The 15549-nt window shown below is 36.4% G+C and carries 12 protein-coding genes; all 12 read left to right on the top strand.

Annotated elements, in window-relative coordinates; all coding sequences use genetic code 11:
- Positions 1-24: 24 nt before the first annotated feature.
- The 12 genes from HORE_RS10650 (at position 25) to HORE_RS10595 (ending at position 15533) form a co-directional block, all read left to right on the top strand.
- Positions 25-1299, top strand: a complete 1275-nt coding sequence (locus tag HORE_RS10650; RefSeq protein ID WP_015923774.1) for a family 1 glycosylhydrolase — start codon at positions 25-27, stop codon at positions 1297-1299.
- A 31-nt stretch (positions 1300-1330) separates the two neighbouring features.
- On the top strand, positions 1331-4009 hold the full coding sequence (locus HORE_RS10645; RefSeq protein ID WP_015923773.1) for a glycoside hydrolase family 2 protein: 2679 nt from the start codon (positions 1331-1333) through the stop codon (positions 4007-4009).
- Positions 4010-4116: 107 nt separating this feature from the next.
- The gene (locus HORE_RS10640) at positions 4117-5064 is read left to right on the top strand and encodes a glycoside hydrolase family 43 protein (RefSeq protein WP_015923772.1); all 948 of its coding nucleotides are present in this window, start codon (positions 4117-4119) and stop codon (positions 5062-5064) included.
- A 286-nt stretch (positions 5065-5350) separates the two neighbouring features.
- A complete protein-coding gene (locus tag HORE_RS10635; protein ID WP_041606104.1) occupies positions 5351-5554 on the top strand; it encodes a hypothetical protein in 204 nt (67 codons plus the stop codon).
- Between the two features lie 114 nt (positions 5555-5668).
- A complete protein-coding gene (locus tag HORE_RS10630; protein ID WP_015923771.1) occupies positions 5669-6760 on the top strand; it encodes an alpha/beta fold hydrolase in 1092 nt (363 codons plus the stop codon).
- Positions 6761-6774: 14 nt separating this feature from the next.
- Positions 6775-7662 (top strand): GNAT family N-acetyltransferase, encoded by an 888-nt coding sequence (locus tag HORE_RS10625; protein WP_015923770.1) that lies wholly within the window; start codon positions 6775-6777, stop codon positions 7660-7662.
- Between the two features lie 79 nt (positions 7663-7741).
- On the top strand, positions 7742-8299 hold the full coding sequence (locus tag HORE_RS10620) for a hypothetical protein (protein ID WP_015923769.1): 558 nt from the start codon (positions 7742-7744) through the stop codon (positions 8297-8299).
- 168 nt (positions 8300-8467) lie between these two features.
- Complete coding sequence (locus HORE_RS13125; RefSeq protein ID WP_015923768.1) at positions 8468-11131, top strand: winged helix-turn-helix domain-containing protein; 2664 nt, start codon at positions 8468-8470, stop codon at positions 11129-11131.
- A gap of 145 nt (positions 11132-11276) precedes the next feature.
- Positions 11277-12302, top strand: a complete 1026-nt coding sequence (locus tag HORE_RS10610) for a LacI family DNA-binding transcriptional regulator (protein ID WP_015923767.1) — start codon at positions 11277-11279, stop codon at positions 12300-12302.
- A gap of 143 nt (positions 12303-12445) precedes the next feature.
- Positions 12446-13699 carry an ABC transporter substrate-binding protein gene (locus tag HORE_RS10605; protein ID WP_015923766.1) on the top strand — a complete coding sequence of 418 codons (1254 nt, stop codon included), beginning with the start codon at positions 12446-12448 and terminating at the stop codon, positions 13697-13699.
- Positions 13700-13783: 84 nt separating this feature from the next.
- Positions 13784-14656 carry a carbohydrate ABC transporter permease gene (locus tag HORE_RS10600; protein ID WP_015923765.1) on the top strand — a complete coding sequence of 291 codons (873 nt, stop codon included), beginning with the start codon at positions 13784-13786 and terminating at the stop codon, positions 14654-14656.
- 1 nt (position 14657) lies between these two features.
- Positions 14658-15533 (top strand): carbohydrate ABC transporter permease, encoded by an 876-nt coding sequence (locus tag HORE_RS10595; protein WP_015923764.1) that lies wholly within the window; start codon positions 14658-14660, stop codon positions 15531-15533.
- The last annotated feature ends 16 nt before the right edge of the window (positions 15534-15549 follow it).

Below are 15549 nucleotides of genomic sequence, written 5' to 3'. Positions count from 1 at the left end.
TATATTAAAACTGGAGGAAGTTATATGAGCCAAGACATTCTAAGACAAAGCAAGAAAGCATCAGATTTTCGTTGGATAACAGGTATTGAAGATACCTTTGTAGGTCAGGTCAAACCGGGGAAGAGGAGACTTGATGAATACGAATTGACCCAGCATTATATCTTCTGGAAAGAAGATATAGATTTAATTAAGGAATCGGGTTTTGAGATGACGAGATATGGTATACCGTGGTATCGGGTAAACCCTGCTGATGGTGTTTTTGATTGGAGCTGGACTGATCAGGTCCTGGACTATCTGGTAAATGTCAATAATATTAGCCCCATTATAGATTTAATGCATTACGGGACACCACTATGGTTAGATAATGAATTTATTAATCCTAATTACCCCAGTAAAGTAGCCAGTTATGCCAGGGAATTTGCTGCCCGGTATAAGGATATTATTTATTATACTCCACTAAATGAACCTTATATTAATGCTAAATTTTGTGGGGAAACGGGTTTCTGGCCCCCGTATTTAAGTGGTAACAGTGGTTTTGTTCAGGTTATGAAGAATTTATGTAAAGGAATTATCTACACAGTTAGAGAGATAAAGAAAGTAAATCCTGATTCCAAAATGATTCATGTAGAAGCAACCGGTGATTATTTAACAGATGATAAGTCTCTGAAAGATCGGGTTAAATTTGAAAAGGAAAGACATTTTTTAATGTTTGATTTAATAACAGGTAGAGTTAATAAAAATCACTATTTATATAATTATTTGAAAGAAAACGGGTTTACTAACGAGGATTTTAAATGGTTTCAAGTAAATCGGATAACCATTGATATAATGGGATTAAATTATTATCCTGAATTATCTGTTAACCGGGTATTTAAGGACAATGACGATATAAAGACCGGTTTAATCTGGGGTGGGGCTAAAGGGCTGGAAAAAGTATTAAAGGAATATTATAAAAGGTATAAAAGACCGGTAGTCATAACTGAAACAAGTACTAATGGTACAGTCAATGATAGAATAAACTGGTTGAAAGATTCAGTAGGGCTGGTCAGGGATTTAAGGAAAGAAGGGATTCCCTTGATCGGTTATACCTGGTGGCCACTTTTTGACCTGGTAAACTGGGATTATATGGAAGGTCATAAACCCGTTGAAGAATACCTTGAAGAAATGGGTCTATGGAGTCTTGAGATACAATTTAACGGGGTGTTAAAAAGGGTAAAAACCCCTGTGGTTGAAGTGTTTAAACAAATTGCTAAAGGAGATAAACAGGAGATTGTTGGAGATATTGCTTTGAAAAAATAGTTCAAGTTAATAGCAGGGGGGTAAAGTGCTGATGGGATGTATTATTAAAGAATTAAATGGACTATGGAACTTTACGACAGACCCAGAAAAAATTGGAGAACAGAATGAATGGTATATTAACGGTTTTGAAGGTGAGTCCGTTAAGGTCCCCGGGGCCTGGCAAACTTACAATAAAGAGATGGTTACTTATACAGGCTATGCCTGGTACTCAAGGGAGTTTAATATAAATGAAGCCATCCACGAATTTAAGAGATTTTTCTTAAAGTTTGAAGCGGTAGATTATGTGTCTGATGTATGGATAAATGGTAAATACCTGGGTTCCCACGAGGGAGGGTATACCCCTTTCGATTTTGAAGTTACCGAGCACCTTAAAGAAGGGGATAATTTAATTGTGGTCAGGGTTTTTGATCCTGATGATAATGATGAGATTCCCCATGGCAAACAGGGAAGCTGGTATACAAGGGTAAGTGGTATCTGGCAGGATGTATTATTAGTTGGATATGACAAAACCTTTATTGAAAATGTTCTTATCACCCCTGATATTGATAATAAACGGGCTATAACCCAAGTTAAAATAAAAGATAGAGATAGGCTAGTCAACCCCAGAATAGAATTTAAAATAGACCCCAGGGTAAATGGTAATAAAGTAGAGGGAAGTAAAACACATACTTATAAGTATTTCCTGGATGAACAGGAGTTATATGAACTGGAAATTTTAGATTTATATTTATGGGGTCCAGAATCACCGGCCTTATACGACATGACAGTTATATTAAAGGATGGCAATAGTATAATTGACAGTTATCAAACTTACTTTGGAATGAGGAAAATAGAATATAAAAATGGGATGGTATATTTAAATCATAAACCATTATATATAAGAGGGGCCCTGGACCAGGCCTTCTGGCCTAAAACCATCTACCGACCGGAAAGTGAAGAGTTGATAAAAGAGGAGATATTAAAGGCTAAAGAGATGGGTTTTAACCTTTTAAGAAAACATATAAAGACAGAAGACCCCAGATATCTTTACTGGGCCGATTATCTTGGAATGTTAATTTGGGAAGAACCGGCTAACTATGCCAGCTGGACCCCGCAGGCAAGGAAGAGGTTTAAAAAGGAATTTACCAGAATGGTTAAAAGAGACTATAACCATCCTTCAATTATTGCCTGGAGTATATACAATGAAGAGTGGGGACTGGAATGGAAACTAAAAGAAAATAAGGATATGCAAAAGTGGGTTGAAGGTTTTTATGAATATGCCAGGGAGCTGGATCCTACCCGGTTAATCTGTGACAATTCAGGATGGGCCCATGTCAAAACAGATATAAATGATTACCACCGATATTTTGCTGTACCGGAAAATCATAAAGAATGGCAGGAAGATCTGGATAATTATATTATAAAAAAACCTGGAGCAAATTATGTTGACGGGTATAAATATAACGGAGAACCTTTAATTGTTTCCGAGTTTGGTATGTGGGGCTTACCGGAAATAAGTAAAATCGAAGAGGCATATGAGGAGTTGCCTGAATGGTACCGGGGTAATTCAAAATTATTTTCGGAGGACTTTAAAATACCTGCTACCCTGAAAGAAAATTATAAAAAATATAATCTTAATAAAATATTCAAAAGTTATGATGAGCTATGTTATTTAACCCAGGAGAGGCAATTTAGAGGGGTAAAGAGTATTATAGAGGAGATGAGAAAAAGAAGTGAGATTGCAGGATATGTAGTAACAGAACTGACAGATATTGAATGGGAAACTAACGGATTTCTGGATTACTTTAGAAATCCTAAATTTAGAAATAATTGTATTAACCATTTTAATGGCCAGGTGATTCTTGCTATTAATATAAATAAACATAACTTCTGGTCAGGTGAAGAATGCTCCTTTACTCCCATAGTTATAAACAATAGTGATAAAAAGATTCAGGGAGTTTTTAGATGGTATTTGGAAGAAAGCGAATTGAAGGGGATCTTTCCTGTTAAGATACCGGCTTATTCAAACCAGCGTCTTGATGAAATTAAATTTAACTTCCCTGGTGACTGGACAGGATCCAGAGGGGTTAAATTGAGGGTTGAGCTGGAAGAGGAAAAAGAGGTAGTTACTTCAAATTATGAAGAATTAACGGTAACCAATCGAAGAGAAATAAAGAAAACAGGGAAGTCATTACAGGTAAAGGGTTTATCTCATGAATTTAAAAATAAACTTAAGAACAATGGATTTGAATTGAAAACTAATAATTCCCTTGTACTTACTGATAATTTGACTGAAGAAGTACTAAAAGAAGTGCGTAATGGGACCCGGGTAGTTTTTCTGGCTGAAAATGGCAACAGGATTCAGGATAAGGGTTATATTAATTTTACCAAATTGCCTGGTGGCGAGAGCTGGGATAGGGCTGCTACCTTTAATTTCATAAATACAGATATTTTTGATGGTATTCCCCTTTTAAAAATTTCGGGTTGGGAACTTGAAGATATCTATCCAGATTACAAGGTCAAAAACCTGGTTGATTTAAATTGTACAGAAATAATAAGTGGTAATTTTGCCGGATGGTTAGGTGACTTTGGGGCAACTACCTTTGTTATGAACTGGGGCAGGGGTCAGGTATTAGTTACAACATTAAAATTAATTTCTAATTATCATACTCACCCTATTGCCAGTCTTTTATTAAATAAACTTATAAATTATTTTCAAGAACACAAATAAAAAAAGCTGAAAGTTTTTAAGCAATAGGGAACCACCAATTATTTTTGTAAACCTGATGCAAGTACTTTAGTTATGGATATAAAGCATATAAAAAGGAGAGGTTATAAATGAAAGATACCTATACAAATCCAGTTGGTGGGATAACCGGTATTGGTGATCCCTATGTCTTAAAACATGAATCACGGTATTATCTTTACGCTACTTCAGCAATTAACCGGGGCTTTAAGGTCTGGGAATCACCAAACCTGGTTGACTGGGAATTAAAGGGGTTGGCCCTGGATTCTTATTATGAAAAAAATGGCTGGGGAACAGAAGATTTCTGGGCCCCTGAGGTTATTTTTTATAATAATAAATTTTATATGACATATAGTGCCAGGGATAATGATGGTCATTTAAAGATAGCTCTTGCTAGTAGCAAAAGTCCTCTGGGCCCTTTTAAAAATATTAAAGCTCCTCTTTTTGACCGTGGCTTATCCTTCATAGACGCCCATATATTTATAGATCAAGATGGCACCCCGTACATTTATTACGTCAAGGATTGTTCTGAAAATATTATCAATGGTATTCATATAAGTCAAATTTATGTACAGGAAATGAGCCAGGACCTTCTCGAATTAAAAGGTGACCCGGTTTTAGCAATTCAACCAAGTCAGGACTGGGAGGGGATAAATGATGCCTGGCAGTGGAATGAAGGCCCCTTTGTCATTAAACATGAAGGTAAGTACTATATGATGTATTCAGCTAATTGTTACGCATCCCCGGATTATTCGATTGGTTATGCTGTGGCAGAAACCCCCTTGGGTCCCTGGATAAAATATAGTGGTAACCCCATATTATCGAAAAGGATGGACAAAGGCATTTCAGGGCCAGGCCATAACAGCGTAACCGTATCACCAGACGGCAGTGAATTATTTGTTGTATATCACACCCATACCTATCCCGATTCACCGGGTGGGGATAGGACGGTTAACATTGACAGATTATATTTTGAAGATGGAATATTAAAAGTAAAAGGTCCAACAAGGTCACCACAACCAGGACCGCGGAGTAATTAATTTTTATAACATATAAATTAAAATACAAAAATTTAAGAAAGATACTTTATAGAAGGATTTAATTGTAAAAGTCAAAAACGAAATAAACTATAAATTGTTAATGAAGTATTATATATTAAAATAGTTGCCCTTACCGAAAAAGGTAAGGGTTTTTTTAATACCTAACTTTTGATAGGTTACCTTTTATAGATTATGCGTTATTATGTATTTACAAGTTAATTTTGATTAAGCTCTAAAAAAATGCCAATCAGAACAGCAGGTAACAAAGAAAGCGGGGAGACAAAATATGGATTATTATGAGATTACTGTCAAAGGCCACCTGAAAAAGAAAAGGTTTATCATGTTTGAGGAACTGGAAGTATCCCTGCAATCTGATGGGAAAACAAAGATTACAGGGAGAATTGACCAGCCAACTCTACATGCAGTAATAGACCATGTAAGGGATCTGGGATTAACTTTGTTATCAGTAAAAAAAGGGGATAAATTGTAGTGGCTGCCATTTAAGAGAAGGAGTATCTGGAAACGGGTAGTGGCGTTTATTCTAATAAAATTATGGATAGCTTTTTTAATACTACTAAAATTATAATTAATATCGGGGGTTAACATGAAAAAATCAATTAATAAAAGAAAGGTAGTTATGTCTATGACTGTTATCGTTATTGCTTTAATAGGATTGATGTTTATTATGCCAGCAGGTACTGAACCAATTCTGGATGCCAATGGAGAGGTTATTCCTGGAAGTATTGCAACAATGGAGAAAATTGAGCTGGGTGGAGTGGAACAGTGGGTAGTTATTAGGGGTAAAAGTGTTAATAATCCAATTTTATTACTTCTTTCCGGTGGGCCAGGAGCCAGTGAAATGGGAAGGTTTTTAAAGTATAATAAGGATTTAGAAGATGACTTTATAGTGGTCAACTGGGAGCAAAGAGGGTGTGGAAAATCCTATCCTGCAATAAAAGATAAAGAGTCTATGACTGTTGAACAATATGTTGCAGATATTAATGAATTGACCGGGTATCTTAAAAAGAGGTTTAATAAAGAGAAAATATATTTATTAGGTCATTCCTGGGGAACAATCATTGGTACAATGGCTGTTCAGAAATTCCCTGACCAATTCTATGCTTATATTGGTGCTGCCCAGATGGTAAATATCGCAAAAACAGACCAATATATGTACCGCTATGTTCTAAATGCAGCCCGGAAGGCCGGTGATGATAAATTAGTTAGTAAATTAATGGCATCAGGTGAACCCCCTTATTATGGAGAGGGGATGCTAAATAAATATAGACTTTTTCTGACCAGTTATGCCGGTTATTATAGGGCTGAAAATCCCTTTAATGAAAAGAATAGGGAGTGGTATACCCTGAGTAGTATGATAATGCTCAAGGAATATTCCTGGCTGGACAGGATAAGGTATTTTCAGGGTTTACTCAAGACATATCCTCTAGTGTATTCCCAGTTACAGGATATAAATTTTGTTACACAGGCAAATAGACTTGAAATTCCAGTCTACTATCTGATAGGAAAGCATGATTATACTGCCAAATTTATCGAAGAGTATTATCAAAACCTGCAGGCTCCCAGTAAAGAATTAATCTGGTTTGAGCATTCAGCCCATGGGGAAATATGGACCGAACCAGACAAATTTCATGACATTATGGTAAATAAAGTATTACCAGAAACCTATTTCAATTAAAGAAGGTGGATTTTATGAATTTAAAGGATTTAAAATTGATCTCTGATTATAAAAATAATGATATTTTAAGAAAAAGTTTCAATGATCTGGCCAAAAGGGTATTTGGGATTAGTTTTGAAAATTGGTACCAGCAAGGTCTCTGGGGAGATAATTATATCTGTTATTCTTTCCTTAATGAGGACAAGATTGTCTCTAATGTTTCTATAACAAAAATGAGATTACTGATGGGAGAAACAGAAAGAAGATTAATTCAGTTAGGGACGGTTATGACGGATAGTACCTATCGGGGCAAGGGGTTGGCAAAAGATTTAATGAAACATGTTCTGAAAGAATACGAAAAAGATTATGATGCCATTTTTCTCTTTGCTAACAAAAATGTCCTTGACTTTTATCCCTCTTTTGGTTTTGAAAGGAGAGAGCAGGTTCAGTTTTTTACCAGGGATGTTTACCCCGGGGAAGCAGGTTATAATTTTAGAAGACTGGATATGGGAAATCTAGAGGACATCAAAATATTAAAGGAGATTACCAAATCAAGGGTACCTACTGCAAATGATTTCTTTATAGCAAATAATGAAGATATTCTTTACTGGTATTGCCTGGAGATATTTAATAATAACATCTATTACTGTGAAGATGAAGGCCTAATTGTCATTGCTTCAGTTAAAGGAGGCATGCTGCATATCTATGATGTTATCTCCCGGCTTAAGATTGATTATAAAAGAATACTGGCCAGCTTTCAAAATTCAAAAACAATAGAAACAATCTTTCATTTTACTCCGGATAGTAATGGACTTGAATTAGAGAGCAGAACTTATGACCAGGTTGAAGAGGATGACTACCTGTTTGTTAAAGGTAACTTTAGTCTAGATAATTATGCATTTCCAATAACTGCTCATGCTTAAAAAACTTTTGGACAGGAAATAAGATTATGATAAATTTTAGTGGATTATTTAATTTAAAAACAAAGGAGAGAAATAATGAATGAAAAATATCTGTTTGATTATTAGTTTCATGCTGATTATTTTTGTGGTTTCAGAATTTGCCTGTGCTGCCGAAATCGGAAGTTGGGAAGGTTATGGTGGTGCTGGATTTAGCACCTATAGTTTAGAAGAAGTAAATAATTATCTTCAGGGAGAAAAGGTTGATGCTGGTGTTTTCTTTTTCATCGGGTACAGGAAGTGGATTTCCCCTGAATTTGCCCTTGGAAGTGAGATAGAATCTATGGAAGTTGCCTGGCAGGATAGTAGTTATGAAACAGGAACAACAGGCTACCTGGCAACATTTAACTATGAATTGATGCCAGATATCTATATTTTTGGGGCAGTGGGTTTGTATTATTTAGAGTTACATGGCTTTAATTTTGCCGGGGAGGGGCCGAACTTTGGTTATAAATTGGGGGTAGAAAAGAACTTAAAGATTACAGAAAGTCTGGACTTGCAGGGCAAGGTTATGTATAGAAATAATAAAATCAAAACAGAAGGATTAGAATTTGATTTTAGTGGTTTGGGTATAAATCTTGCTTTAACTTATAAATTTTAAGGGAATAAAAATAAGGGCCCTGAATGGTTAACCAGTCCGGTAAGCCATTCAGGTTTTTTTAAATATATAGCTTTTTTTACTAACCAAATTTTTTTGTCGAAAAAAGGAGTTTAAGACCTTTAAAAGAATAGTTTAGTTATAATTACCGTCAAAGAGGAGATTGAATATATGAGTTATAATCTTAAAAAAGACTTTAATTTAACAGCCTACTTGAAAACAAAATTACATCCAGCACCTTTACCTTCTGGTATCATTCACCGTGAAAGATTATTAAATAAACTTGCTGAGGGTAGAAAAAACGGAACTAAATTAATATTAGTTTCTGCTCCGGCAGGGTATGGTAAATCTACCCTGATTACTGACTGGCTTGTAAGGGATAAGATTAAACATGCCTGGCTCTCTATTGAAGATGAGGATAACAAATTAGTTCCCTTTTTTGAATATCTGTTATCCTCCCTCCAGGAAATTAGTGAAGGTTTTGGGAAAACAATCAGGAGTATACTGGCTTCCCCCCAGCTGCCACCTATCAATGTCCTCATTTCTTTGTTAATCCAGGAATTGGAGGCTTTACCCGCACCACTTACCATTGTTCTGGATGACTATCATTTTATTTCAAACAGGCAAATAAACCAGGGGATTTCTTATCTCCTGGAGCACCTACCTTTAGATTTTAAGTTGGTTATTATTAGCAGGCAGGATCCCCCCATTCCCCTGGGCCGTTTGAGGGCAAATAATCAGCTTACTGAAATAAGAATGAAGGATTTAAAATTTAATAAGCAGGAGGCTAGTTCTTTTTTCGAAGAGAACCTGCAGATAGCTCTTAATGAAGAGGAGGTTTCTCTTCTTAATTCTCGTACTGAAGGCTGGGTATCTGGCTTACAGCTTGCCGGGTTATCGTTAAAAGAGTCTGCAGAGGGAGAAAGAAAGGTATTTATTGATAATTTTTCGGGAAGTAATCGTTTTGTTATTGATTACCTCTTTGAAGAGGTTCTGGTCAGGCAAAAGCCTGAAGTCAAGGATTTTCTTTGTAAAACCTCAGTTTTGAATAAATTTAATGATTCAATCTGTAATAGATTAACAGAAGACAGTAATAGTAAAAGTGTTATAACAGAGCTGGATAAAGGCAATCATTTTATCATACCCCTGGATGTAAATAAAAGCTGGTATCGTTATCACCACTTATTCCGGGATTTCTTAACCTCTGAACTCTCTTTAGAAGAAAAAAAAGGATTACACAAAAAAGCTGCAAGCTGGTATGACGAAAGGGGCTATCTGCATGAGGCCATATATCATTCCAGGGAAGCAGATGATTTAGACCTTTTAGAGAGGCTAATTACTAAGCTGACTATTGATTTATTTAATAAAGGGGAAGTTGAAACCCTTTTAGAATATCTCGAATATTTACCAGAAAAAAGGCTTAAAAAAAATAGTAAACTCTTAATTTTTAAAACCTGGTGCCTGTTTTTGACTGGAAAGGGGAGGGAAATAGCTGGTTATCTCCAGCTTATCAAAGACAGGGAAGATATTAATAAAAATGACTCTTATTATGGTTTGTTTTTAGCCTTAATAGTCCTTTTTGATCATCAAGAAAAAAACCTGGAGATGGCTGAAAAAGCGGTAGACATGATTGATAATAAAGAACACTTCTTTCGAATAGCTGCTTTATTATCCCTGGGGCAGGTTCAGGCCTCCATGGGGAAATATAGCGAGGCGGTTATTACCTTTAAAGAGGCAATGAATATTGGGAAGAAGACAGACTTTCATTTTGGCACCATTACTGCTTTAATCAATCTTGCCGTAAATTTAAACTGGCTGGGTCAGAGAAAAGAGGCAGTTTTAATCTGTGAGAATTCCCTTTATGAATATACCGATTCCAGGGGAAAAATTTATCCCCTGGCCAATTTAATATATATTCCTCTGGGAATCCTCAAATATGAAAATAACCAACTTAAATCAGCTTATAGTTATCTTCAAAAGGGGATAACTTTTTGCCAGGAGTGGTCCTTTGTCAGGATTATGGGCCTTGGGGAATGGTATATGGGACAGACCCTCTTTGCCCTTGGAAAGAAAGAAGAAGCGATAGAATTTGTTGAAGAAATAATTAACCTGGGTAAGCAGCTGGGTTTAAAGGGTCTTATCTTTTTTATGAATTGTCTGGAGGCTGATTTATATGTAAAAGCAGACAATAAAGAAAAAGCTTTTCTCTGGGCAGAAGAAATAAAAAAATTCCCTGACCAGATGATAACTATTTCAGGGATATTTATGGGGTTTACCTATACCCGGGTTTTACTGAGTCAACGCAAAATAGAAGAAGTTGACTCTATTTTGTCCAGGATTAATAATCTGGGGGTTAAGGGGCGTAATCTTATTACTGTTAGACTTTTACAAACTAAAATCAGTTATCTGGAGGGTAAAAAAAATAAGGCTTTAAAATGTCTGGTTGAAGCAGTTAAATTAGCTAGACCAGAGGGGTATACCAGAGCATTTCTAGATGAGGGTGAAGTAATTTATAAACTTTTATCTGAAGTTAAAGATGTTTCACCGGCTTTCATTACTGGTATTCTTGAGGCCTTTGACTTTAAAAAAAGCACATTTAATAATCAAAATTTGATTGAACCTCTAAGTGAGCGAGAACTTGAAATTCTGGGGTTAATTGTTAATGGTTTATCTAATAAAGAGATTGCTAAAAAGCTTTATATTACAGTAGGTACTACTAAATGGCATATAAGCAATATTTATGGTAAATTAGGTGTTAATAAACGTGCTCAGGCTATAAAAAAAGCTTTACAATTAGAACTGATTGCCGCTCCCGGACCAGAAGAAAACCTTTGATAGGAAAGCTGCGAACAGGGCTCATTCTGGTAGTAAAATATTTAAAAAAATAATTTTCAAAAAATTTGACTTTATGAAAATATTTATATATAATATATTTGTAACAAAATTTAAAACGTTTTAAAAATTAAAAAGGACTGGTCTTATGGCAGTTACTTTAAAAGATGTGGCGAAAAAGGCCGGGGTTTCACTGGCGACAACCTCTCTGGCTTTAAATGAAAGTGATAAAGTTAAAGAAGAAACTTATCTAAAAGTTCACCGGGTAGCCCGGGAGTTAAATTACATACCAAATGCCAGAGCCCGTGCTCTGGTTAAAAGAAAAACAAGAGCCGTGGGACTGGTAATACCTGAAGTTGAAAACCCATTTTTTGCTGAGTTATCTCAGGCAATAAAGGATACTTTGCATAAAAAGAAATATAATGTAATTCTGTGTAGTACAGATTATAAAACCGAAGAAGAAATCAGGTATATTAACCTTTTTAAAAGCGGTATGGTTGATGGTGCCATTTTTGCCTGTCTTGGTGAGATGATGAAAGGAAATAATGAGCTAATCCTGGACCTTGCCAGAAACCATGTCCCTGTTGTTTATATTGACAGGGAAAGTTCAGATAATGAACTTATACCCGTTATTAAATCTGATTTAAAAGAAGGTTCTTATAAACTGACCAAATACTTAATTGAACTGGGGCATGAGGATATAGGGTTTGTCGGTCAGAGCCTTGAAAGGATGGAAGGCTATAAAAAGGCTATGGCTGAATACAATTTACCGGTAAAAGATAAGTTCCTGTTTTATAACTATCTTACCATTGAGGGTGGCATTGAAGTAGGCACAAAACTGCTTAACTATGACCGACTTCCCACAGCTCTGGTTTGTTTAAATGACGAGATGGCTATCGGAGTTTTACAGGCTTTAACCAGGGAAGGAATCAGGGTTCCAGAGGATATTTCTATCTGTGGGATTGATAATATTAAAATATCAAACTTTTATAACCCTCCCCTGACTACAGTAAATGTTCCCAAAAAAGAGATGGGGAAAAAGGCGGCAGAACTGCTCCTTAAACTAATATTTGAGGAGCATGTTGATAAAAATGAACAATTTATAATATACAACACCGACTTAATTATCAGACGTTCAGCTACATCACCCCGGAAAACAAATATATTATTATAAGTTGATTAAATTCCACCAGTTCTATTTTTATTTTTATATAATATAGGAGGTGGTTATAAAACGGGTTTTTTTCTTTTTATATTTTAAAACGTTTTAATTTTTTAGATTTTCAAAACATAATTTCTAAGAAAGGGGATTTTTTAATGAGTAAAAGGGTATTAATGGTTTTGAGCCTGGTCCTGGTATTGTTGGTTTCTCTGTCCACTGTTTCTATGGCTAAAAAAGTCTTAACTATTAACAGTTATATCAGTGACCCTGTCCCCAAAGAAGCTTTTGAAGATGTTATTAAGGCCTTTGAAGAAGCACACCCTGATATTGATGTCCGGGTAAGTACTACTGCTCATGAAGATTTTAAAAAGGCCCTGAGGATCTGGTTAAGTTCTGATAATCCACCAGATGTCATCACCTGGTTTGCCGGTAACAGGGCAAAATATTTTATTAACAAGGGTTTAATTATGGCTATAACTGATGTCTGGGAAGAAGCGGATCTTTACAATAAATTCCCCCGGGCTTTCAGGAGTATAAGTTTTGTTAATGGAAAAGCTTATTTCCTTCCTTATAACTGGTACTGGTGGGGAATGTTTTACCGTAAGTCCATCTTTGATAAGTATGGGCTTGAAGAACCCCGGACCTGGGATGAATTTTTAGATGTCTGTGAAACCCTCAAACAAAACGGTATTACTCCGATAACAATCGGGACCAAATACCGCTGGACTGCTACTGGGTGGTTTGATTATCTCAACATGAGGGTTAATGGGCCCGAATTTCATATCAGGTTGATGGAAGGTAAAGAGAAATATAATGATCCCCGGGTTAAGAAGGTATTTGAGTACTGGCGTCAGTTACTGGATAGGGGATATTTTGTTGACAATGCGGCTGCCTATTCCTGGCAGGAAGGTGTAAGGTTTATGGTTAAGGGAGAAGCTGCAATGTACTTGATGGGTCAGTTTATTCTGGATGCTGTTCCTGAGGAGGTAGCTAAAGACCTTGACTTTTTCCGCTTCCCTATAATTAATGAAGATGTACCTATTGGGGAAGATACTCCTACTGATGGGTTTATGATTCCTAAGAAAGCTAAAAACCCGGAACTTGCTAAAGAATTCCTCAAGTTCCTGGCTTCCAGAGAAGGGCAGATGATCTTTATAGAAAAAACAGGCCGTATCGGGGTTAATAATGAAATTCCAATGGATTCCTACCCGCCTCTAACCCAGAAGGGTGTTAAGATGATTCAGGGAACCGATGCCCTGGCCCAGTTCTATGACAGGGATACACCTCCAACTATGGCTGATAAAGGTATGAACGGATTAATGAATTTCTGGGCATACCCTGATCAGATAGATAAAATTCTTGATAACCTTGAAAGGCAGAGACAGATGATTTTTTCAGAACAGGAATAACAATTGAAACGGGAAGAGGGACCTTCCCTCTTCCCAATTTATACTTATAAGAAGCAGCAAATCCTAATAAAGGCTGGTGGAAATATGAACAAACATCGTCAAAAAATAGCCTGGTTTTTTTTAAGTATTCCTTTAATTTTATATGTAATCTGGGTTATTGGCCCTACCCTGTATACGTTTTTCCTAAGTTTGACCAGGTATGATGGCCTGGGAGCACCCAGGTTCAGAGGTATTAAGAATTATATAATGCTCTTTGATGATCCTGTCTTTATAGTGTCACTGGTTAATAATATAAAATGGCTGGTTATTTTTATGGTCATTCCTGTCGTCCTTGGCCTTATTCTGGCATTAATATTAAATAATCAAATAAGGTGGAGTAACGGGTTTAAAGCCTCGATTTATATGCCCATGATCCTTTCTCCTGTAGTTATAGGTTTAATCTGGTCCTGGATATATGATCCCTCAGGGGGATTATTAAACTATACCCTGACAGCACTCGGTTTAAAGCACCTGACGCGAGGCTGGTTAAGTGATCCCGGGCTTGTTTTATATTGTATAATTGCGGCTGCTGTCTGGAGACATGTCGGGTATGTAATGATTTTATTTCTGGCTGGATTAAAGACCATTCCAGTCTCGGTACTTGAGGCGGCTCAGGTTGATGGAGCTGATGGCTGGAAGAGATTCTGGCATATTATATTACCCTTATTAAAACCATCTACGGTAATTGTTTTTGTTGTTACCATAATTCAGTCATTCAGGGCCTTTGACATGGTTAATACCATGACTGAAGGTGGGCCCTTTAACTCCTCAAATGTCCTGGCTAATTTTATGTATCTTGAAGCTTTCAGGAATTATAGAATGGGCTATGGGGCCAGCATTGCCGTGATCTTATTCCTGATTATGTTTGGCTTTATTATCATTTATTTGAAGCAGGTCATGAAAGATGAGGTGAATTAAATTGCCTATTGTTCCCACAACAACAGGAGTAAAGAAGAGAAAGGTAGCCCCAAAAAAGTCAGGTTTTAAACAGTGGATTATTTTTGCTATTATCCTGAGTTTTGTTCTGGTCTGGTTATTACCCATCTTCGGAGCAATAGTAACTTCATTGAGGTCAATGGATGATCTGCTCACAAATGGTTTCTGGAGCAGGCCCCGGAGTTTAAGCCTGGTTAATTTTGCAAAAGCCTGGTCTGAAGGTATGGTGGGCAGGTATCTGTATAACAGTTTTGTGGTAACTATACCGGCCCTGATAGGAACCCTGTTTTTATCTTCCCTGACAGGGTATGCCCTTGCTCATTATAAGTTTAAGGGTAATATTATAATTTATTTGACTTTTGTAGGTGGGATGTTGATTCCCTTTCAGATTTTAATGATTCCTGTCTTTAAACTTTCTAATACCCTCGGTATTTATAATACTTACTGGGGGCTGGTTATGATCCATATGGTTTTTCAGATGGGATTTTGTACCTTTTTCTTGAGAAACTTTATGAAGACTATCCCCTATGAGCTATCAGAAGCAGCCAGAATAGATGGTTGCTCAGAGTTTATGATATTCTGGAAGATTTATCTCCCCTTATCAAAACCTGCCCTGGCAGCGGTTGGCACCTTAGAGTTTACCTGGATTTTTAATGATTATCTCTGGGCTCTTGTCCTTATCAGGAATGATAGTTTTAAACCGGTTACGGCCGGGCTGGCAACATTGAAGGGTCATTTTATAGCTTCATGGAATGTGCTTGTGGCCGGTTCATTACTGGCTTCAATTCCAACACTGATTGTGTTTATATTTCTGCAGAGGTACTTTATTGAAGGTTTAACAATGGGATCCGGCAAATAAAAAACTAGTTTAGGTA

The organism is Halothermothrix orenii H 168 (assembly GCF_000020485.1).
Taxonomy (GTDB): domain Bacteria; phylum Bacillota; class Halanaerobiia; order Halanaerobiales; family Halothermotrichaceae; genus Halothermothrix; species Halothermothrix orenii.
This window is presented reverse-complemented; position numbering and strand designations above follow the sequence as displayed.

Excerpts from the sequence above, each read along its gene's own strand:
- HORE_RS10625 (WP_015923770.1), top strand. The coding sequence starts at position 6,775 with ATGAATTTAAAGGATTTAAAATTGATCTCTGATTATAAAAATAATGAT.
- HORE_RS10610 (WP_015923767.1), top strand. The coding sequence starts at position 11,277 with ATGGCAGTTACTTTAAAAGATGTGGCGAAAAAGGCCGGGGTTTCACTG.
- HORE_RS10635 (WP_041606104.1), top strand. The coding sequence starts at position 5,351 with ATGGATTATTATGAGATTACTGTCAAAGGCCACCTGAAAAAGAAAAGG.
- HORE_RS10600 (WP_015923765.1), top strand. The coding sequence starts at position 13,784 with ATGAACAAACATCGTCAAAAAATAGCCTGGTTTTTTTTAAGTATTCCT.
- HORE_RS10640 (WP_015923772.1), top strand. The coding sequence starts at position 4,117 with ATGAAAGATACCTATACAAATCCAGTTGGTGGGATAACCGGTATTGGT.
- HORE_RS10620 (WP_015923769.1), top strand. The coding sequence starts at position 7,742 with ATGAAAAATATCTGTTTGATTATTAGTTTCATGCTGATTATTTTTGTG.
- HORE_RS10630 (WP_015923771.1), top strand. The coding sequence starts at position 5,669 with ATGAAAAAATCAATTAATAAAAGAAAGGTAGTTATGTCTATGACTGTT.
- HORE_RS10645 (WP_015923773.1), top strand. The coding sequence starts at position 1,331 with ATGGGATGTATTATTAAAGAATTAAATGGACTATGGAACTTTACGACA.
- HORE_RS13125 (WP_015923768.1), top strand. The coding sequence starts at position 8,468 with ATGAGTTATAATCTTAAAAAAGACTTTAATTTAACAGCCTACTTGAAA.
- HORE_RS10650 (WP_015923774.1), top strand. The coding sequence starts at position 25 with ATGAGCCAAGACATTCTAAGACAAAGCAAGAAAGCATCAGATTTTCGT.
- HORE_RS10605 (WP_015923766.1), top strand. The coding sequence starts at position 12,446 with ATGAGTAAAAGGGTATTAATGGTTTTGAGCCTGGTCCTGGTATTGTTG.